The 20,236-nt window shown below is 30.7% G+C and carries 15 protein-coding genes; 2 read left to right on the top strand and 13 right to left on the bottom strand.

Features of this window, described 5'->3' with window-relative positions:
- Window positions 1-102 precede the first annotated feature (102 nt).
- The 5 genes from CDLVIII_RS07640 to CDLVIII_RS07620 form a co-directional block, all read right to left on the bottom strand.
- Window positions 103-1,371, bottom strand: coding sequence for a family 14 glycosylhydrolase (locus tag CDLVIII_RS07640; protein WP_009168867.1), 1,269 nt, complete (start codon window positions 1,369-1,371; stop codon window positions 103-105).
- A gap of 261 nt (window positions 1,372-1,632) precedes the next feature.
- Window positions 1,633-2,514 (bottom strand): metallophosphoesterase family protein, encoded by an 882-nt coding sequence (locus tag CDLVIII_RS07635; RefSeq protein ID WP_035301699.1) that lies wholly within the window; start codon window positions 2,512-2,514, stop codon window positions 1,633-1,635.
- A gap of 206 nt (window positions 2,515-2,720) precedes the next feature.
- Window positions 2,721-3,953 (bottom strand): ammonium transporter, encoded by a 1,233-nt coding sequence (locus CDLVIII_RS07630; protein ID WP_009168865.1) that lies wholly within the window; start codon window positions 3,951-3,953, stop codon window positions 2,721-2,723.
- Window positions 3,954-4,371: 418 nt separating this feature from the next.
- On the bottom strand, window positions 4,372-5,232 hold the full coding sequence (locus tag CDLVIII_RS07625) for a DUF4261 domain-containing protein (RefSeq protein ID WP_009168864.1): 861 nt from the start codon (window positions 5,230-5,232) through the stop codon (window positions 4,372-4,374).
- A gap of 165 nt (window positions 5,233-5,397) precedes the next feature.
- Window positions 5,398-6,843, bottom strand: a complete 1,446-nt coding sequence (locus tag CDLVIII_RS07620; protein WP_009168863.1) for an FAD-dependent oxidoreductase — start codon at window positions 6,841-6,843, stop codon at window positions 5,398-5,400.
- Between the two features lie 149 nt (window positions 6,844-6,992).
- Between CDLVIII_RS07620 and CDLVIII_RS07615 the strand changes: the two genes are divergently transcribed.
- A complete protein-coding gene (locus tag CDLVIII_RS07615) occupies window positions 6,993-7,883 on the top strand; it encodes an SDR family oxidoreductase (RefSeq protein ID WP_009168862.1) in 891 nt (296 codons plus the stop codon).
- A 98-nt stretch (window positions 7,884-7,981) separates the two neighbouring features.
- On the opposite strand, the gene CDLVIII_RS07610 is transcribed toward CDLVIII_RS07615, so the two are convergent.
- The 6 genes from CDLVIII_RS07610 to CDLVIII_RS07585 all read right to left on the bottom strand — a co-directional run bounded on the left by CDLVIII_RS07610 (window position 7,982) and on the right by CDLVIII_RS07585 (window position 15,571).
- Window positions 7,982-10,150, bottom strand: a complete 2,169-nt coding sequence (locus CDLVIII_RS07610) for a type IA DNA topoisomerase (protein ID WP_009168861.1) — start codon at window positions 10,148-10,150, stop codon at window positions 7,982-7,984.
- Between the two features lie 280 nt (window positions 10,151-10,430).
- Window positions 10,431-11,441, bottom strand: a complete 1,011-nt coding sequence (locus CDLVIII_RS07605) for a LacI family DNA-binding transcriptional regulator (RefSeq protein WP_009168860.1) — start codon at window positions 11,439-11,441, stop codon at window positions 10,431-10,433.
- 112 nt (window positions 11,442-11,553) lie between these two features.
- Window positions 11,554-12,498 carry a helix-turn-helix domain-containing protein gene (locus CDLVIII_RS07600; protein ID WP_009168859.1) on the bottom strand — a complete coding sequence of 315 codons (945 nt, stop codon included), beginning with the start codon at window positions 12,496-12,498 and terminating at the stop codon, window positions 11,554-11,556.
- 119 nt (window positions 12,499-12,617) lie between these two features.
- A complete protein-coding gene (ugpC, locus tag CDLVIII_RS07595) occupies window positions 12,618-13,727 on the bottom strand; it encodes a sn-glycerol-3-phosphate ABC transporter ATP-binding protein UgpC (RefSeq protein WP_009168858.1) in 1,110 nt (369 codons plus the stop codon).
- A gap of 404 nt (window positions 13,728-14,131) precedes the next feature.
- Window positions 14,132-14,326 carry a hypothetical protein gene (locus tag CDLVIII_RS07590; protein ID WP_009168857.1) on the bottom strand — a complete coding sequence of 65 codons (195 nt, stop codon included), beginning with the start codon at window positions 14,324-14,326 and terminating at the stop codon, window positions 14,132-14,134.
- Window positions 14,327-14,341: 15 nt separating this feature from the next.
- Window positions 14,342-15,571 carry an IS91 family transposase gene (locus CDLVIII_RS07585; RefSeq protein WP_009168856.1) on the bottom strand — a complete coding sequence of 410 codons (1,230 nt, stop codon included), beginning with the start codon at window positions 15,569-15,571 and terminating at the stop codon, window positions 14,342-14,344.
- 83 nt (window positions 15,572-15,654) lie between these two features.
- On the opposite strand from CDLVIII_RS07585, the gene CDLVIII_RS07580 reads away from it, so the two are divergent.
- Entirely contained in the window at window positions 15,655-16,401 is a 747-nt protein-coding gene (locus CDLVIII_RS07580) for a gamma-glutamyl-gamma-aminobutyrate hydrolase family protein (RefSeq protein WP_035301698.1), read from the top strand.
- A 112-nt stretch (window positions 16,402-16,513) separates the two neighbouring features.
- On the opposite strand, the gene CDLVIII_RS07575 is transcribed toward CDLVIII_RS07580, so the two are convergent.
- Both CDLVIII_RS07575 and CDLVIII_RS07570 read right to left on the bottom strand, forming a co-directional pair.
- Window positions 16,514-18,232, bottom strand: coding sequence for a S8 family peptidase (locus tag CDLVIII_RS07575; RefSeq protein ID WP_009168854.1), 1,719 nt, complete (start codon window positions 18,230-18,232; stop codon window positions 16,514-16,516).
- Complete coding sequence (locus tag CDLVIII_RS07570; RefSeq protein WP_009168853.1) at window positions 18,233-20,068, bottom strand: S8 family peptidase; 1,836 nt, start codon at window positions 20,066-20,068, stop codon at window positions 18,233-18,235.
- Window positions 20,069-20,236 lie beyond the last annotated feature (168 nt).

The raw sequence follows: 20,236 nt of genomic DNA, 5'->3' as shown, positions 1-20,236 counted from the left end.
ACAATTGAAGCATAAACTTAAAGCACATATGATTTCACTATAAAATCATATGTGCTTTATATTTGCCTCAAGCCTTAATATTATAATATTTTTCTAACTTAATTAATTCGTCCAGTTCCAAGTATAATTCCCACCACCACTCTGAACAGTATATGCCTGATTATTATTTGAGATAGGTAGCGCATTTTCTCCAAAATGGTTTATTCCTTTAGAACTTGCAAGGCTGGCAATATTCTTAACAAGAGTTTTTGGAGCTGAGTAATATGGACTTGTATTTGCATTTGAGTCATCCATTTCTAAGCATGTAAATGTCAAATCTACATCTGATTCCTTAAATTGATCAAGTAAAGTGCTATAATTATAATAACCTGCACAATATTCTGATGCATGAGGCATTATTGGGCTATTCATAAGCCAATGTACCCCTGATACTTTTGCTCCTATTCTTACATTAAAAACTTGATCAAAATGTGAATGAGCTTCTGATGCCATATCTGCTAAATGCTTTGTAAGTACGCTTTGATACCAGCTTAAAAAGTCACATCCATATACTGAGTTATACCCATTTTCAAAAAAATTATCTCCATCTGTTGGTGGACTGATTTGTGAAAAACTTGCAAGATTTGTTCCCCATGCACTATTTAATTCCTTTACTGTACCATATTTTATTTTCATAGCGTTTTGAAAATCTGCTTCCGCTGCTGCACTATAACATTGTAAATACCCCCTATTAGGGTATGACCACCCAATAGCTGCATTATATGAAGGATATCTTAATTCACCTGCTGGTCCGCCAGAAATATATATTTTGGCTATAATATCTTTATATACGCTAAAATTTAATGCAAATGAATCATAAAGTTCATCATATTGCTTATTTGCTCCAGACCACCATGGACTAAGAGCCTCTTTGTCAAAATTCCCTTTTTCATCTTTATACTCCATATTTTCTTGTGTATCTTTATTCCATAACCATGAAGGTAAAGATATATTTACTGTATCTCCAACATTACCACCACATTGATGCGTTGATATTATAGGCACCCACTTTAATCCTGATGAGCGTACGACATCAGCATATGTTTTATAATAGCTCCAGTCAAATTGGTTATCTCCTTTACTTTCAACATCTCCCCACCAAACATCCGTTGTAATTGCATAGACTCCGTTATTCTTCAGCGTTATCAATTTATTTTTAAAAGCATTCCAATCTGTTATTTTTTCTAATGGTGCCATTACAAAGGATTTGTAATCAGAGTTTATTGTTGATGCATTTACCTTAAAACCAAATGATAAAAATAGTGTAAAAACAAGTAATAAAGATACTAGAGCCCTTTCATAGCCTCTTAAGGTTTTGTTAACATACTTCATAAATTCCCTCCTAGTATTTTACTGATCTATTGAGTAAAGCATTAGGACATTATAATCGAGTTATTTTTTTCCATTACTTAACTTAATTATATTCCATATTATGTAAGTCATCAACACTTTTGTATTCTCTAAATTATAATAATATAATTATCATTGTAGCTAAGTATAAGCGTTATCCTCATCTAATTAATTACTTAGCTATAATTTTCTTATAAAAAACTCTATTCTTAGATATAGCTATAATTTTAATTTCTTATAAATCTATCGTCTCACCCAAGTTTTAAAATCTTCTGGTGAATCCTCATTTATAAGAAACACTCTTGCACCTCGTGGAATATCATCATTACCATAAGTTCCATATCCCATATACCCGGCATATCCAAGTCTAATACCGCTTAATTCAGCACAATAATTATTTAAATGATCATGACCTGTAAAAATTCCTTTTACATCTCCAGTTTTAATTACTTTACTAAAAAGGCACAAATTTATTTTTGCAACGCTTTCCTCTTCAAACCTTTCACCATCAATCAATCCAGTTTGCCATGCTTTCTTAAAATTTCGTAATGGTATGTGGAAAAACATAAGTGCTGGTATTATTCTATTATAGTTTCGTTTTAGGTTTAACGCAGTCTTCCTATACCAATATATCTGAGTAAGTCTTATCCAATCGTATCCTCCAATAAATGAAGGTGCATATTTTCCAGAGTCTATCATATAAATATTAAACTTAGGTACTTTTCTTTTTGAACTTTCTATAAGAATATTATAATTACCAATCCTATCAAAAGTTTTGTATCCAATTTCACTCAAATTACATTTATAACTCATATATAACTGCATCATTTCTTCCTTTGTCATCATACCATGCTCATCATCATGGTTACCAAAAACAACCGCCCACGGTATCCTCCTATTTTCCATTGGTCCTGCTATATTGTTAATAGCTTTTTTAACGTCATCTACAGTTTTACATTTACCATCAATATTATCTCCAGTTAAAACTACCATATTAGGTTTCTCGCAATCTAATATCCTATTCATAAGACTTATGGATTTATCCTTCTCTGGACCTTCGTGTATATCTGTAAATTGAACTATTTTGAAATTTCTATTATTATCAAATTTAAGTGGTATTTCCATAATAAGACCCGCTTTCATTTAATATACTATACTAATTTCTATGATAAAAATTAGTATAATAGTATTTATATTAAAAACATATCTTTCTTTAGAAATTAATAATAAAATTACTATTTAAATAATTCAAATTACAGACTAAAACTAAAAAACAAGAACTAAGTTCTTGTACTAAAACTTAGTTCTTGTTTTTTTATAATAATTAATCTCTACATATTTAAACCTGAGTAACCTTCTTCTCCATGCAGCGAAATATCCAATCCTTCTGACTCCTCACTTGAAGTTGCTCTTAGCTTCATTACAAAGCCAATAACCTTAAGTATTACAAATGTTGCAACTGCTGCATATAATGCAGTAGCACAAATTGATATTAAATGTGCTTTTATAAGTGCGAAATTACCATATATTAATCCATCAGCACCTGCTGGATTAATTGCTTTAGATGCAAATATACCAGTAGCTATAGATCCCCATATTCCCCCTACACCATGGCAGCCAAAAGCATCTAGTGCATCATCGTATCCTAATTTCTTCTTAAGAACAGCTATAGCAAAGAAACTCAATGCTCCCCCAATTAATCCAATAAACATGGCTGATATAGGGCTTACAAAACCTGCTCCCTGAGTTATAGCAACTAGTCCAGCAACGGCTCCACTAACCATTCCAAGTGCAGTAGGTTTTTTATAAAGAATCCACTCGCACACTGCCCATCCAATAGCTCCAGCTGCTGCAGAAGTATTTGTAGTAAAGAAAGCGTTAATAGCAACATAATTCATTGAAAGAGCACTTCCTGCATTAAAACCAAACCATCCAAACCACAAAAGTCCGCCCCCAAGTATTGCCATAGGTATGTGGTGAGGTCCAGGACTTGGCTTCTTTCTTTTTCCAATAACTAGTGCTGCAATAAGACCAGAAACTCCAGAATTTATTTCAACTGGATGTCCTCCTGCAAAATCTAGAACGCCTAAATTTTTTAACCATCCATTAGTTCCCCATACCCAGTGAGCAATAGGATCATAAACTAATGTACTCCATAAGATTATTAATACCAAAAAAGCCGGAAAAGTCATACGTTCAGCAACGGAACCTGAAATAACAGCGGCTGTGATTGCTGCAAACATTAATTGAAATATCACAAATTCTAAATGAGGTATTGTAGCTGCATAATCTGCATTTGGGGTGATTCCTATATTATTCAAAAATCCCCAATCTAGTCCCCCAATTATACCTTTAACATCTGGACCAAAGGCCAAAGTATAACCAACTAAAATCCACTGAATAGATATAATAACTAACGCTACGTAACTTTGTATTGTAATACTAAGTACATTCTTGCTCCTTACCATACCACCATAGAATAAAGCTAAACCTGGTACCATAAGCATTACTAGTGCTGCACAAATAAATACAAAGCCCATATCCGCGCCATTCAACAATTCCATATTTTTATTCCCCCTTGAATAATTTTTAAGCTTTTCACTATTAATTACATTTTGAGTTTATTACTAATATATTGCTTTATTATAGTTTCATAAAAATAAAAAGGCGCTCTCACTTCAAAAAGGTATATCTATTGTTAGATATATCTTTATCCAGAAATGAAAACGCCATTGTTTCCCAAATATTTTATTTAATCATGTATTATACTTTTATAAGTTTACTATCTTAAAATTTAGGTGTCAATATAAAATGTAAAATTATTTTATATTGTGTTAAAATATGAATATATTTTTTCACAAACAAAAGATATAGGTGTTAATAACAAAAATCTCTTGCTTTTATACATAAAAAACAAGAGATTTTTGTTTATTTTTTATCTTATTGTCTTAAATAACTTAGTATTTCCTGCTGCTCCTATAGTTAAGCTCTATTCCCCCCCGCAAATTCTCTTCCTGGATTAATATCCATGACAACACGTTTAGGTTCTGCCAATGAAACTTCATGTTCACATTTCCACTTTTCCTCTTCATAAATTCCATCTATTTCTTTTAAATTATCAGCTGCCTCACTATTATCAAAAATATAATATCCATAAGAATATAAAATATCGAGCACTTGATCAGGATCTAAATTCTTGAAATGACATTGTAAATCACATAATCCTACCGCCGAAAGTCCTAAGGTATCCATTAAGTATTCATCTTCCCTTCCTTCAATATTAAATAATCTTACATTTAATATACCAAATAGAAGGTCATAATCTTCATTAAAAGGATTATTCTCTAAGTATTCATCCCTGCTTATTACCTGCTCAGTAAGTTGAAAGTGAATTCCTTCACACGGAATAAGTTCAACTATAGCATAAAGCGCCTTTTGAAAAAGCTCTATTCTCTTATTGTATTCTAATCCTATAGCCATTATATCTGTTACTATAATTCTATATGAACACTTCTCAATTTCTTCTTTATTTTTTAAATCTCCTGATTGTCCTAAAGATTTATTTAACTTTAAAATATCTGGTTTATCAAAAATCTTACTAATAACAATTGAAACCGGGGCACTCATATTTTTATACTCTAATACATGATCCATAAATGCGAATATAATATTATTCTCCTGACTAGATGAAATTTCAACATTACCACAATATTTCTTAATGTTTTCTAATAAGTCATTTTCCAAAATTACAGGCTCTTCTTTCATATAGAGTTCTACACTATATGTTTCCGCAAAAATATCTGGCACATTTTCCTCTTTATTCTTTTCTCTGTATTTCTTCATATTACAAACCTTCTTTCTCTTCTCGTAATTTTTCTAATATAAATTATTTTATTTTATATAAAAAAGCCATCTCAAAATTTAATCAATTTTGAGACAGCTTTGCCCATCAATGTGTTAATTTATTATATCATAATAATCTATTATTTTATACATAATTTCTTGAAATTATATATTAGGTAAAGATTTATTAGTAGGACCTTCTATCCAATTTCCTTTGTAATCATATCTTGAGCCATGACATGGACACTCCCATGTTAATTCATCAGCATTCCAATGAAGTTCACAACCTAAATGAGCACATTTTGTTGATATAGCAAATATCTTTCCGTAATTATCTTTATATACCCCAGCCTTTTGTCCCTTATATTCTATGATACCTGCCTGGCCATTCTGAATACTACTTGTATTTTCTTCCGGAATGTCTATCCTTTGTGCAATAAAGTTTTTTGCAGTTATAATTATATCATTAGCAGCATTTTTCATTGAAGCTGACATATCAAATCTTTTTGGTGAAAATATTTCCGAAAAGTCATTTTCTTTTTGAAGAATCATATCACTTATTATCATCGCAGCTACCATTGAATTTGTCATTCCCCATTTTTTAAAACCTGTTTCAACATAAATATTCGGTGTTTTTGATGAATAATGTCCTATATAAGGTATATCATCTAAAGTCATACAGTCTTGTGCTGACCAATGAAACCTTTCTATTGAATCAGGGTAAAACTGTTTTGCAGCTTTTCTGAGCTTATCATAAGCCCCACCTTTCTCATTTTCTCCAACTCTATGTACCGCGCCGCCAAACAATAATAAATTTTTATAATTTCTAAATGAATGGGCATTTTTATCAATTCCTTTATACATACCATTTAAAACTTGAGCATTTTCTAGAGCTAATACATAAGATCTTTCTTGATGCATTCTCATAAAATAATAGCCTGGAGTATTTAGAAATGGATAATGTGTTGCTACTACTATTTCCTCCGCTGTAATTTCTACTCCTTCCTTTGTCACTACAGTATTTTTCTCTGTAATATCAAGTGCCGTCGTATTTTCATAAATAGTTAACTTTTCTGAGATTGATTTCAAAAACTTAAGGGGATTAAACTGAGCTTGATTCTTAAATTTCAATGCTCCTTTGATTTCAAATGGCAGCTCGACTTTATCAACTATTTCAGCATCAATTTCCAGCTTTTTCGCTGCATTATATTCATCTTCAAGGCTCTTTATATTATCTAAAGAGTACAAATAAGCATCCTTACGCTCAAAATCACAATCAATATTTTCCTTATCAATTATTTCTTTGTATCTCTCTATCGCCAAAATATTAGCCTTAGCATATTGTCTTGCACCTTCTTCACCGAATTCTTTAATCAATTTATCATAAATTAAATCATGCTGACACGTTATTTTAGCGGTTGTATTTTTTGTAACTCCACTAGCAATGCTTCTAGCATCAATAACAACTACCTCTTTCCCACTTTTATTAAGTATATAAGCTGTCATCATTCCAGCCATACCAGCTCCTATGATTAAAACTTCACATTTAATATTTTTATCTAAAGCTTCTCTTTTTCTAAAATCAATTTCAGAATTCCATACACTTTCCACGTATACATCACCTCATATTTAGTATCTCTTCTTTTTTCAAATATACACGAAATTTATACACTATCAGCTTCTCATTTATAAAATTTCCTCACTAATAACTTAATGAACTCATAAATTATAATGATATAAAAATATATTAGGAGAAACTAATGGATTCAGATTATAGAATGAAAATTAATTTTGATACTCTTCCCAGACGCTTTCCACCTCAACATCAAAATTTCCAGCCTGGTATCGAAGAATTAATGAACCCTCTTCCAATATTCGATAATCCCGATTATAAAGGAAGTGGTAAATTAGAGAATAAAGTAGCATTAATTACAGGCGGTGACAGTGGAATTGGAAGGGCAGTTGCAATTGCTTTTGCTAAAGAAGGTGCAGATGTTGCAATTTCATATTTATATGAGCATCAAGATGCACTTAAGACTAAAAAGTATGTTGAAAAATATGGCGGCACATGCTTACTTATGCCCGGAGATATTTCTCATGAATGTTTTTGTGAAAAGTTAGTAGAATGCACAATAGACAAATTTGGGAAGCTAGATATTTTAATAAATAATGCTGGTGTTCAGTTTCCTCAAGACAGCATAGAATGCATATCTCCCTCTCAATTAAAAGCAACATATTCAATTAATATATTTCCTATGTTTCATCTTACCCAAGCCGCACTTCCATATATGAAAAGAGGCAGTACAATAGTTAATACTGCATCGGTTACAGCCTACCAAGGCCCTAGAGATTTAATCGATTATGCATCAACAAAGGGTGCAATTGTAACATTCACTCGTTCTCTTTCTAATTCATTAGTACCTAAGGGAATAAGAGTTAATGCAATAGCACCAGGTCCAATTTGGACTCCTCTTATAGTATCAAGTTATTCTGCCGAGCGAGTTGCTATATTTGGTTCTGATACTCCTATGAAAAGAGCTGGCCAGCCATTTGAATTAGCTCCTGGATATGTTTATTTGGCATCTGATGATTCATCTTATGTTTCAGGTCAAGTTCTTCATATAAATGGCGGAATTATGGTTGACAGTTAATTTCTCTATTAACGAACTTTTAAAATAATTGCACTAATCGCTTATCCTTATATAATATTAAGATAATAAATAATTAGGACTTGCAAAGCAAGCCCTAATTATTTATTATCTATAAATTCCATATTCCAATTAAAATATCCTGTTTCCTCATTTTTTATATATTTAAAATAAGCTGAAAAAGTATTACCTTTTTTGCTCTTTAAATTTCTAAATCCAACTTTTCCATTCTTAAGTAGAAGTTCAACCATTTCTTTAGATACATTCTTTCCAAAAGATTTTATATATTTATCATCCTTCCAGATGGTGAATTTACAGCCATTCTTCCAGTTACTACACCCAAAGCCTTTTTCACCTTCAATTACTGGATTGCCACATACTGGACATGGACCTATACTTTCAGTATCCTTTGGTATTTCAACTTTAAATCTTGATAATGCGCCATCATCTTTCTTAATTAACTCCACAGACTGAATTGTAAAGTCTATAATTAACTGCATAAAATCACTTTTAGCAAATTTACCTCTTTCAATATCTGAAAGAGTTTTTTCTAATCTTCCTGTATACTCCAAATCAAACAATTCCTTTACAGGAAAAGTTTCAACTAGATTCCTTCCAAGATCAGTGCACATAAGATTTTTTCCTTTGGTTTTTAAATATCCTATATCCTTTAATTTTTTTATTGTTTCAGCTCGCGTTGCTGGTGTACCTATACTAAAGCCACTTAAAATAGCCTGCATCATTTCTTCTGAATCTTCTTCTTTGTCTTCAAGACCTTTTCCACAGGTCTCCATCACTCTAAGCAATGTTTTTTCAGTATGGTACTTAGGTGGTTTCTTCGTTACTGAATTAACTTTTGAATCAACAATATCGACATTTTCATTAATTTCAACCTTTGGAAGTATTACATCCTTACTTTCTATCTTTTCTACTACTTTCCATCCTTCCACAAGCTTTACTTTTCCCTTTGATATAAAAATTCCTGGTACTTCTGTAACATTAGCCTTTAACGTTACCTTTGTTTCCTCAAATTCCGCTACAGGCATAAACTGCATTATGAATCTGTTTTTAATAGCCTCGTATACTACTTTTTCATCTGCTGACAGTCCTGAAGGCTTAATATATGTAGGTGTTATAGCACTATGGCTTTCAACTTTTGAACTATCAAAAATTCTTTTAGATGTAGAAAATTTAATATCTTTCTCATAAGGCAAACCTGCCTTTAAGGTATCTAAAACCTTTTTAGCTCTATCCTTTAAACTTTCTTCCAAAACAACACTGGCTGTTCTTGGATAAGTAGTAAGTTTCTTTTCATAAAGTGATTGAGCAACCTTAAGAACTTTATCTGAAGTCCATCCTTTGTATTTGCTGGTAATATGACCTTGAAGATTTGATAAATTAAATAAATATGGCGGATATTCCTTTTTAAGCTCTGTTTGTTTATCAATAATCTTAGCAGTTACTCCCTTAAGTAAAGGTAAAAACTTATCCAAATCTTCTTTCTTATCGAACTTTTCAGAATCATTTTCATAATAAAGTCCTTCAAACTCTTCATTAGCTGAAGTTTTGAAGTTAGATATTAATTTATAATAAGTTGTAGCAGTAAAATTTTCTATTTCCTTATCTCTATCATAGATTATCTTTAAAGTAGGAAGAAGCACTCTTCCTATATTAATAGTTTTATTTTCTTCAAATTTATACTTTAGTGTACTTACTGAAGTTAAGTTAATTCCTATAATCCAATCACTCCATTGTCTTCCTATTCCCGCATCTTGTAGTGATTGCATTTCTTTATTGTCTTTTAAAGCCTCCATACCGCTTTTAACTTCATCCGGTGTCCATTCATTTAAGAGTAATCTATATATTGGCTTTTTAACTTCAAAATAACCAAATAATTCATCTGCAATAACCTGACCTTCCCTATCATAGTCTGTAGCTGAAATGATGCTTTCAACATCATCCTTATCAATCAGGCTCTTTATTATGCCAAGTTGTTTTTTAGCGCCCTTATCCTCCGTGGATCTATCTACACCATCACATTTTACTTTATACAAAAAATGTTCTGGAATGAATGGAAACTTTTCAAATCTCCAGCCTTTCATGTTTTCATCATAATCTTTTGCATCATATAGCTGCAAGAGATGTCCAAATGCCCATGTTATGTAATACCCATTGCCCTCAAAATAACCATCTTTTCTGGTCTTTATTTTATATGCATCAGCAATATTTTTAGCAACAGATGGCTTTTCCGCAATAATAACCTTTGCCATGATATTTTGTATCCTCCTTTAGTTACTATTCTCATAATAAAATGCTAAATATCAGATTCTCATGAGAAATATTAACCAAGTTCTTTTCTCTATCTTTTAGCAATATATATATTAACACTAAATAAAAAATAAAACCAGCTTAAATAGTTTACAATTTAAAACTAGCAGTTCACAGTTATTAAAACTCTTATTTATGCGTTTTCTATTTATTTTATCATTTTTATTATTGCATAATTCTTTTGCCGCTTTTATTTCCTAAGCCTTTATATAATTACATATATCATAGACTGGCACATGAATTTCTCTCTATTAACTTAGTATCCAATAATATATGTTTATTCTCTTCTTGTCCATTAATCAATGAAAATAATAATTTTATGCTCATTGCTGCCATCAACTTTTGCGGCTGCTTTACTGTTGTTATACTTGGATTGTAATACTTGCTTTCATCCATTCCATCAAAACCAACTAATGAAATATCTTCTGGAATCCTAAAGCCACTATCAATTATTGCTTTGGCTACACCGATTGCCATAATATCCGATAATGCAAAAATTGCTGTAATGTCCTTTCTTTTCTCTAATAATTTCATTGTTTCCACATATGCTTTTTTACTTGAATATCCACCTATTATAATTAGATCTTTTTCTATCTCTATCCTTTCCTTCTTCAAAGCTCTTTCATATCCTTCTAATCTTCTTAAACTTATTCCTGTATCATTAGCATCCCCTAAAACTAATGCTATTTTTTTATGTCCTTTATTTATTAAATATCTTGTTGCATCATAAGCACCTTTAATATTATCTATTCCTATTGATGAATAATATGACTTTCCTTGCTTTGAAATAGTATTTACAGATGTTAACACTATAGGTACATTTACTTCTTTAAAACTCTCATCAGTAATCTCAATAAAATTTCCACCTAAACATATTATACCTTGTAATCTTTTTTCCTTTATAAAAGCTATTAAAATATCCACATCTTGATCTAAATTATAATCATTTTGATGCACTATAGCTGTATATCCATTTTCATTTATAATTTTTCCTATAATATTAGTCATTTGAGCGAAAAATGGATTAAATACGCCTTTTACTAAAATACCTATATTCTTTGTATTATTTTGTTTTAATATTCTTGCACTATTATTCGGAATATAATTGCTATCTTTTATGATCTTTAAAATTTTTTTCCTTGTACTTTCCTTAACGTCAGGATGATTATTTATTACTCGTGAAACCGTACTAACTCCTACCTGCGCTAATTCTGCTATATCCTTTATATTCATATATTTCTCCCACACCACTTTAAACATAGATCAATTACGATATCGTTACCATTTACAGTTATATTATTAATTTTAAGTTATCTAATTCATTTAAAGTCACTTTTATTCAAGATTATAGTTTACTTTTTTGTTTCCAAATAAAAAATGCTATTTTAAATAATGACGCATCATTAAATTTTCTTATATCATACCCTGTATATTTTTCAATTTTATCTAATCTATAGATCAATGTATTTCTATGGACATATAGACTTTTTGCCGCTTCACTTAAGTTTAGGTTGAGCTTAAAGAAAATCTCCACTGTTTTTATCATATCTTCATCTAACTTTGAAAATCCATCATCAAATTCTTGTAATATCTTTGCTTTAGTTTCCTCTTTTAAATTGTCCATTATTTTCTCAAACAGAAGGCTATTCTGTTCAAATATCCTTGAAGATAACTTATATTTTTTTGCAAGTCTTATTTTATAAACATTTTCGTTATACAATCTGCTTAAAAATTCATACTCTTCAATATGACAATAACTTATGTAACATTTCTCATAAAGAGAAACATAAACCGTTTCACTTATGCTTGATACATGTTCATTTATATCCTCAAATGCTCCAATTAGATTTATTGTATCTTCATAATTAATTACTATGATATCAGTATCGTTATAAATTTTTTTCAAAATTTCTAAGACTTCAGCTATTTTTTCCCTCAAGTCAATAGTTATTAAAAATGTCTCCTCTTTTATTTTAGGCATGGTTTCCTTTATTTTTTCTTTTGATACATTTGAATTTTGCAATAACTTAATTGTAAGCTTTTCCTTTTTATCACAGTTGCTTTTGTACTTATCCTTAATACAAAACTCCAATATTTTCAAAGATTCTTTATATTCTTTTCCAATTTTTATTTCAAATTTCTTTGTTCCAATAAAAAATATATTGTGAAAATGTTCTTCTTTGATGCTGCTTGAATTTGCCTTAAATATAATTTTTCCGTCTTCATAAATCTCAAAAGGTATTTCACAATTTTCATATATTTCTTCTAAATACTTTACTAATTCCTCCATAATCCTCTCACTCCAATTATTATTTATCCCATGTTCAATTATTATAATACTCCCATCTTTTTAGATGGGAGTTAAAAGCTGCATCCTTATAGCTTATTTAAGCTTAACTGCTACATAAACTAACATATTCTCAATTCTGTTTCTTTATCAAACACATGAATATTTTCATGTTCCACATATAATTTAATTTTATCCTTAGGTTCTGATTTAGTACTTCCATCAACTCTTGCTGTCATATTGTTCTTTCCTGATTTAAAATAAATATAACTTTCAGCACCCATTCTTTCAACAACTTCCACATCTCCAGCAATTGTTGCACTAGGATTCATTTCAATTAATTCACTATTATCATCTAAATGTTCTGGTCTAATACCAAATACAACTTCCTTATTTATATAATTCTTTTCTTTTAATACATTTCCTTTTTCTTCCGGCAATAATATACTATTTTCTTCAAAATTACAATATATCTTTCCTTCCTTTTCAGTTACAGTCCCATTAACCAAGTTCATTTGAGGACTTCCAATAAATCCTGCAACAAATAAATTAACTGGAGTGTTATAAATATTAAGTGGAGTGTCAACTTGTTGAATAACACCATCTCTCATTACAACGATTCTAGTTCCCATTGTTAATGCTTCAACCTGATCATGAGTAACATATATGAAGGTTGTACCTAAGCTTTGATAAAGCTTTGATATTTCAGTTCTCATTTGAACTCTTAATTTTGCATCAAGGTTTGATAATGGCTCATCCATTAAGAATACCTTTGGTTCTCTGACAATAGCACGTCCTAATGCAACTCTTTGTCTTTGGCCTCCAGATAGAGCCTTTGGCTTTCTATCCAATAAATGTTCAATATCTAATCTCTTGGCTGCTAATCTTACTTTTTTATCTATTTCATCTTTTGGAGCTCTTCTTAATTTTAAGGCAAAAGCCATATTATCATATACTGTCATATGTGGATATAAAGCATAGTTCTGAAATACCATTGCTATATCTCTTTCCTTAGGCTCTACATCGTTAACAAGTTTTCCACCTATATATAATTCACCCTTTGATATTTCTTCAAGTCCCGCAATCATACGTAAAGTTGTTGACTTACCACAACCTGATGGTCCAACAAATACTATAAACTCTTTGTCTTCAATTTCCAGATTGAAATCTTTAACTGCAGCTACATCTCCTTCATAAATCTTATAAATATGTCTTAATGATAGATCTGCCATATCTATGTTCTCCCTTTCATTTATATAATTTCAATTTTATTTCTATAACATTAGCTATAGGTTTATTTTACTACATGAAATCCTTTAAATTCCATATTGAAAATTTACAAAACTGCATTCTTTTTTTTGTGAAATAATATAAAACCTTAAATAGTACTTTCTTTATTTATTCCCGTCTATATATATAAGTTGCGTTAATGAATTTACATTACATATTTTGTTTTAGCATTAATGTAAACAATAGTGATGCGGTTTCATTATCGCAACTTATATAGTATAATTTATATACATTTTCATTGGAGGTGGCAATTAGAACAAAAGTGTCTGCGACACGCTCCTTCGGAGAAATTATTAATAGTTAAATTAAAAACCATAGAGATTGCTGTTCCTCTATGGTTTTCTTCTTATAGTTTATAACTTTTGCCATATACCCCATTGTATTCTTTAGGTCTCATAACTCCACCACATTTTTCGCATGAAAAACAAGGCGGTTCATCTATATTACTTTGATCCATCTCATCAAAGTATTCTACAACCTCCCTAGGTATATTTTCTGTTATTCCACAATTTAAACATTTATATGGTATTATATCTTTCACTTAACATCCCTCCAACTATGTTGTTGTCGGCTTTATTTTACCATATAGTACTCCTTTTGCAATTGCATATATTTCCAGGATGTTTTCTAATTTTTCTTTCCCTTCACTTATAAATTTATCTTTAAAATATTCTCGCATCGAGCCGTATCGTGGATACACTATATCATTAAATCTCATCTTACCACCACATTTAGAACATTTGCATGGATCTACCCCAAAAGACGCAAGAATTCGATATTCCCACTTTTCTATTGATTTCTTAATTTGTATTATTTTCTTATCTATCATCTTGATAAATTGATCTTTATCCTTACATCTCCTCGAATACAGTCCAAAATATCTCACCATTTTAAAATTCTTGTCTGGTATATGTATTATAACTTTTTTTATAAACTCAAAGACTGGCACTTTCTCTATTATTTCTTTATTGTCTTCATGTCTTTTATATTTAAATGTTACACTTTCACCATCATACGCAATTATTCTTGATTCTGCTATCGCAGGTCGTCCAACATATCTTCCAATATATTTTGCAGCTATCTTTGCTGATTTTATTTCATTTTTAGCATGAACATAAAATCCATCTTTATTATTTTTATATATTTTGTTCTTTAATCGTCTAAAACTATCTTTATTTCCTTCTCTTTTTATTATTTCATCTAATAATATTTTTTGCCATCTCTTTCTTAATGCTTCATACGAAAAATATTTAAAATTTCTCCAGGTAGTTAGCTTACCCTTTCCACCTTCTGTAACCATCATGTGGACGTGGGGATTCCACTTTAAATCTCGTCCAAAAGTATGTATAACTGCTATAATTCCAGGTATAAATTCTTCTTTTTTATTTTGCTTATACATCCAACTCGTAACAGCTTTAGCTGCACATTGCGGAAGTAACTTCAGCCTATCTCTTTCTCTTCCGAAGTAATTTCTAAGTTCCTCTGGTATTGTAAATACCATATGTCTATGCTTTACATTTATTAATTTTCCCAGCATTCCATTAACCCAATTATCAACATAAACCTTTCCACATGATGTACAAAATCTACTTTTACAAGTGAACCCAACTTTCTTTATTTCGCCACATTCCTTACATTTTAATTCAATATAACCATTACTTATATCCTTGCATTTCATAACTTTTTTTACTTCTGCAATAACACTAGGTCTAATTCTGTTTTTATATCTTTTATAAAATTCATTCCAATTTTCCTCTAATATTCTTCTTAATTTACTCTTAATCATTTCATCAATTTACCACATATATTTTTCTAATGCAAGTCTACGCCGCGCTTTCAGCGAGCGCGATTTTTATACTTTCCTATACAATGAAAAAACCTATCATAGGTATAAACTCTAGTCGACTTATAAAACAAGATACTCTTTATTCTCATTCTGTTATGGAATCCATCAGTAATGATTATGTCGAATCAGTAATTAGAGGCGGAGGAATTCCCATTATACTTCCAATTCTTTCTGATGAAGAATCTATTAGACAACAAATTGAAACTCTCGATGGCGTCGTACTTTCTGGCGGAATAGATGTAAATCCATTACTTTATAATGAAGAACCTTCTCCAAAACTTGGATTTATATTTCCTGAAAAAGATAACTTCGACCTTTTAATAGCAAAAATTGCTTATGAACTTGACAAACCAATTCTTGCTATATGCCGAGGACATCAAATTTTGAATGTAGCTTTTGGAGGAACTTTATATCAAGATTTATCAGATATGGATGGATGCTATATTAAACATCAGCAGCAAACAAAAAATGGTGCCGTAACTCATACTTTATACATCCTTGAAAATTCAATTCTGCATGATATTTTAGGAAGCTCTATTATAAGCAATACTTTTCATCATCAGGCAATTAAAGATTTAGCTCCTGGCTTCAAGGTTACTGCTTATTCTAAAGATAATGTAATTGAAGCTATCGAAAGCATAGATAAGGAATTTGTCGTTGGCGTGCAATTTCATCCAGAAATTATGACTGTCTACAATGATGAAAATATGCTTAAACTATTTAAAGCTTTTATAAATGCTTCGTTAAACAATATGATAAATAAAAAATAACTTAAAATCTTAAATAATATATTTAACTTATTAATGTATTTTTTAAGATTTTAAATTATTTGCTTTATATTATTTATAATTCTCCTTATCTTATAAATAACTTCATGAGTATTTATAGCATATTTTGGAATACTTTTACTATGCTTAATATTCCATATCCCCATTGAGGATTTGGATATGTGTCACCGCCTCTTTGAATTGCACCTCTTTGTATATATGTTTTTATAGTTTGTGAATATATGTTAGGATCATTTCCTTCAACAATTCCCCATTGAAATAGCATCGCGCATGTTCCTGCCAGTATAGCTGCTGATACACTTGTTCCATTAACAATAGCCGTTGTATTATTAGGAGCTGTAGTTAATGCATTTACTCCTCCTGTAGCAACGTCTATTCTATCAACATATTCCTCTAAAAATGCCATTCCAGAATACTCTAAAATATTATTGTTATTTTGATTATATGCTGCAGCTGTAATTGAATAGGTTGATGCACTCGGATTTACAATTGTTCCATACGGATCTGAAGGGATAAATCCTGTTCCTCCAATACTTAATCCTACACCAGGTATCCAAGCATTGTATCTTCCATCTAAAATCAACTCTCCTGTCAATCTAAATTTCCAAATCCCTTCCTTTATATTACTGAATCTGATCGTATATGATTGTTCTCCTGTAAGCTCTTCTGGAAAGTATGAATTAATTACTATTGGTGTATTTTCAAAAACAAAGGAATAAGTACTTATACCTTTAATTTCCGGCCTTATTCTTCCTGTATTTTCTCCTGAAGGTGATATAATTTCTAGAGACATTATATTAGGTGAATCAATCCAAATCTGAGCTATATTATTTTTTTGCTCTGGTGCCATATATAATTGTATTACTCTCGAATCATTAACTTGTGGTATTACACCAGAAGCATGACATCCAATAGCACCTTGATTTCCTGTTCCTGTAACTATGGCTATTCCACTATGACTAGATATTGAATCCATATATTGTTCCAGAATCCCATCACCTTTATGACTGCCTAAATTACTTCCAAGAGGAAAATATATAACCAATGGTTTATTACTGCTTAAGGAATATCTATATAAAAACTCTAGTGCCGGAAAAATGGCAAATAAATCAAATACAGGAATATTAAATCCAAAATTCATCATGATCTTAATAGATTGTATTAACTTAATTATTATAAAATCACATTCTGGAGTAATCCCCTTTAAATTAGGATTTATCCCCCTGGCTCCGATTATCCCAGCCATATTCGTACCATGGCCAATTTCATCTCTGCTAGGCACTATTTCATACGGTGATTTTCCTTCATTAGAAGCACTTATAGCCTCTTGTATTTTATTTTTATCATAAACAGTTCCGTACGGAACAATATTTCCTTCTTCTATATTAGTGGATTGTATTGTTTGATCCCATATATATTCTATCCTTGTCTCTCCATTCTCTTTCATAAATTCTCTATTGAGGTAATCAATTCCTGTATCTATAATAGCTACAGTAACTCCTCTCCCAGTTAGTCTTAATGGCAGCTCCAATTGCAAAAAATCTGCTCCAGAAGCTTTAACTGGAGAGATTTCCTGAAGAGTAAATATATCTATCGGGGCAACAAATACTACAGTTGAAAAAATCGTCCCTTGAATATTTAATTGATCTTCTTTATTGGTAGATACGATAGCATATTTATCATTAATTATTGTTACAAAATATCCTAACTGTTTTGAAATTTCCTCCTCAATATTTCCTTCATATTGGACAACATAATGATAATAATTAGGATCAGAAAATATGTTAGGAGGCACTCTATAATTACCTTTCATTTAACTCCCCCTGTACTTTCCTTTCGGAATTCTTATAAACAAATCGTTAATACAATATTCATTATATTCATAATCATTATCTTCATTATTAAAATTACAGCTTCTACTCCTCCTTCCTCTATATATTCCTCCAATAATATTAAAAATACCAAGCAAATCAAAATCTCCATATCCACTTTCTCTTGTAGGATATCTATTAGTTTGATTTCTATTTGCACCGTACATCATATATGTTCTAACTTTTTTTGTGTACATAGTTGGGTCATTACCATCAATTATTCCCCATTGCAATAAAAGTGCGCAGGCACCGGCAACTATTGCAGCTGCTGCTGAACTGCCTGAGAATGTTGTTGTTCCACTTGAAGTTTTTGTTGTTAGAATATTCACTCCTATTGTTGAAACATCTGGATTAATCACACCATTTGTATTGAATCCTTTTCCTGAAGCTGCAATTAGAGCATTATTATTCCCGTAATAAGCAATAGTAAGTACATTTAGTGCTTCAGATGGCATTGTCAATGTATTAAATGGATCTGATTCAAGAAATATAGTATTTTCAGGTAAGGTACTTTTAGGTGGAAGCCATATGTCATATCTTCCATTAATTATATAATTCCCAATCAAATTCAAGCTCCATATTCCTGGTTTTATGTTGGTAAATTCAATACTTATTACCTCGTGCCCTGTAAAGTGCTCTGGGCTGTAATATCTAACTAACATCTGTGTATCTAAGAAAACAAACTTAACTGGCTGAACTTTGTTTATTTGAGCTTGAATAACCGATGATGCTTCCCCCGTGGGAGAAATTACATTTATAGAAGCGATATTAGGTCTTCGTATCCAAATATAGAGATGAAAAGTTTTTATTTCTCTTGGTATTCTCAAATCTATTACTTTTACATCTCCTACATTTCTAATATATCCTGATGCATGACCTTGTGAATCACCTTCATTACCAACTCCACATACTAAACATATTCCTCTATTATTTCCAAGAGATGTTACATATCTAGAAATCAAATTAAAGCCATCGTGACTTCCTTCACTGCTTCCAGCTCCAAGACAAATAACCATAGGCTGCCTGCGAGCCATCGCTACCTTTCTTAGGTACTCCAATCCACTTACAATTTCAGATGCATTGTATACTGGTACATCAGGAACTCCATTTGCTTTTAGCTCTGCTTTAAAATTACTCGACTCAAAAAGCTTAACAATCACAAAATCACTTTCATTTGCAATTCCTTGAAATTCTTTATTACTTCCACGTGCACCTATAATTCCTGCAACTTTAGTCCCATGACCAATTTCATCTTTTGATGGTACAATTTGATATGGATCACCTTTGTTTCTATAAGACTTTATAGCATTATTAATTTGTTCATTGGAATAAACTTGACCGATGTATACAGATTGATTATTGCTATTTACAATCGTTTGATCCCATATACTCACAATTCTTGACGTATCATCTTCTCTTATGAATTCATCATTTAAATAATCTATCCCTGTATCAACTATTCCAACCAATACATTTCTTCCATTTAAATCCAAATATGGATTGATTTTTATATTATTTATATTATCAACAGATGATGGCGAAATATCTTGCAAGACATATCTAATTCTAAAATCAAAAAAAACAATCTCTGGAACATCAATTAAGAGCCTGTCAAAATCTTTTGCTTGTACAGATACTACTCCAATGGTATCCGTAATTACATCACCACAAGCATAAGATATACTATCTATCTTCTTTTTAAAATCGCCCTTATATTCTATTAAATAATTTGCTGTATTGGGATCATAATATAAACTACAGCTACGTAAAGCAGTCATATTTAACTCCTAATATTACTCACACTCGTTTAATATTATATATATTTTTATTTTGTTTATTTGATGATTAAATTTAATATACAGAATAAATACTTCTAAGGAGTTTTGTAAATTTATCTCACATCAGTACATATAATCCTATAATTAACATACTTTATTCTTTATAAA

The organism is Clostridium sp. DL-VIII (assembly GCF_000230835.1).
Classification (GTDB): Bacteria; Bacillota; Clostridia; order Clostridiales; family Clostridiaceae; genus Clostridium.
Note: the sequence above shows the minus strand (reverse complement) of the source record. Positions and strands in the feature narration are given on the sequence as shown.

What these genes read in the sequence shown, in the direction of transcription:
- CDLVIII_RS07610 (WP_009168861.1), bottom strand. Translation starts at nt 10,150, where the DNA reads ATGGCAAAGGTTATTATTGCGGAAAAGCCATCTGTTGCTAAAAATATT.
- CDLVIII_RS07570 (WP_009168853.1), bottom strand. Translation starts at nt 20,068, where the DNA reads ATGACTGCTTTACGTAGCTGTAGTTTATATTATGATCCCAATACAGCA.
- ugpC (WP_009168858.1), bottom strand. Translation starts at nt 13,727, where the DNA reads ATGGCAGATCTATCATTAAGACATATTTATAAGATTTATGAAGGAGAT.
- CDLVIII_RS07640 (WP_009168867.1), bottom strand. Translation starts at nt 1,371, where the DNA reads ATGAAGTATGTTAACAAAACCTTAAGAGGCTATGAAAGGGCTCTAGTA.
- CDLVIII_RS07615 (WP_009168862.1), top strand. Translation starts at nt 6,993, where the DNA reads ATGGATTCAGATTATAGAATGAAAATTAATTTTGATACTCTTCCCAGA.
- CDLVIII_RS07625 (WP_009168864.1), bottom strand. Translation starts at nt 5,232, where the DNA reads ATGAAGAAATACAGAGAAAAGAATAAAGAGGAAAATGTGCCAGATATT.
- CDLVIII_RS07585 (WP_009168856.1), bottom strand. Translation starts at nt 15,571, where the DNA reads ATGATTAAGAGTAAATTAAGAAGAATATTAGAGGAAAATTGGAATGAA.
- CDLVIII_RS07630 (WP_009168865.1), bottom strand. Translation starts at nt 3,953, where the DNA reads ATGGAATTGTTGAATGGCGCGGATATGGGCTTTGTATTTATTTGTGCA.
- CDLVIII_RS07580 (WP_035301698.1), top strand. Translation starts at nt 15,655, where the DNA reads ATGAAAAAACCTATCATAGGTATAAACTCTAGTCGACTTATAAAACAA.
- CDLVIII_RS07600 (WP_009168859.1), bottom strand. Translation starts at nt 12,498, where the DNA reads ATGGAGGAATTAGTAAAGTATTTAGAAGAAATATATGAAAATTGTGAA.
- CDLVIII_RS07605 (WP_009168860.1), bottom strand. Translation starts at nt 11,441, where the DNA reads ATGAATATAAAGGATATAGCAGAATTAGCGCAGGTAGGAGTTAGTACG.
- CDLVIII_RS07635 (WP_035301699.1), bottom strand. Translation starts at nt 2,514, where the DNA reads ATGGAAATACCACTTAAATTTGATAATAATAGAAATTTCAAAATAGTT.
- CDLVIII_RS07575 (WP_009168854.1), bottom strand. Translation starts at nt 18,232, where the DNA reads ATGAAAGGTAATTATAGAGTGCCTCCTAACATATTTTCTGATCCTAAT.